This is a genomic window from Sphingobium sp. BHU LFT2 (assembly GCF_018604485.1).
In the GTDB taxonomy this organism is placed as follows: domain Bacteria; phylum Pseudomonadota; class Alphaproteobacteria; order Sphingomonadales; family Sphingomonadaceae; genus Sphingobium; species Sphingobium yanoikuyae_A.
Genome location: NZ_JAFCGW010000093.1, coordinates 1 through 464, shown reverse-complemented (window position 1 = coordinate 464; position 464 = coordinate 1). Strand labels below are relative to the sequence as shown.

The following is a 464-nucleotide window of genomic DNA, read 5'->3' as shown; positions in this document are numbered from 1 at the left end:
ATCGATCCCACCACCGGCCATTATTTCGACGATACCAAGCGCTATGTCGATGCGCTGGACATCAGCGAGGGCGAGCGTGCCGCGATCTTCGAGGGCAATGCCCGCCGGGTCTTCCCCCGGCTCGACGCGCAATTGAAGGCGCGCGGCCTGTAAACCTATCCCCGCGGAGGGGCGCGTTCATCCCCCGGTCCTTTGTTGGAAGGAAGGGCCGGGGGATGGATGCCAAGAGAGGATGAGATGAGCATCGATATCCACGAATATCTCGCCGAGTTCGACGATATCCCCGGCACCCGCGTCTATACGGCGGCGCGGGCGCGTCAGGGCTATTGGATGAACCAGTTCGCGATGAGCCTGATGAAGGCGGAAAACCGCGTCCGCTGGCTGGCCGGCGAGCGCGCCTATATCGACGAATGGCCGATGACCGAGGCGCAGAAACAGGCGATCCTGGACCGCGACTATAATCG

At 62.5% G+C, this 464-nt stretch carries 2 pseudogenes; both read left to right on the top strand.

Annotation, left to right across the window (positions count from 1 at the left end):
- Positions 1–153, top strand: a pseudogene (locus JQK15_RS27205) (amidohydrolase family protein); the annotation flags it as partial.
- A gap of 84 nt (positions 154–237) precedes the next feature.
- Positions 238–464 (top strand): annotated as a pseudogene (locus JQK15_RS26620) (protocatechuate 4,5-dioxygenase subunit alpha); the annotation flags it as partial.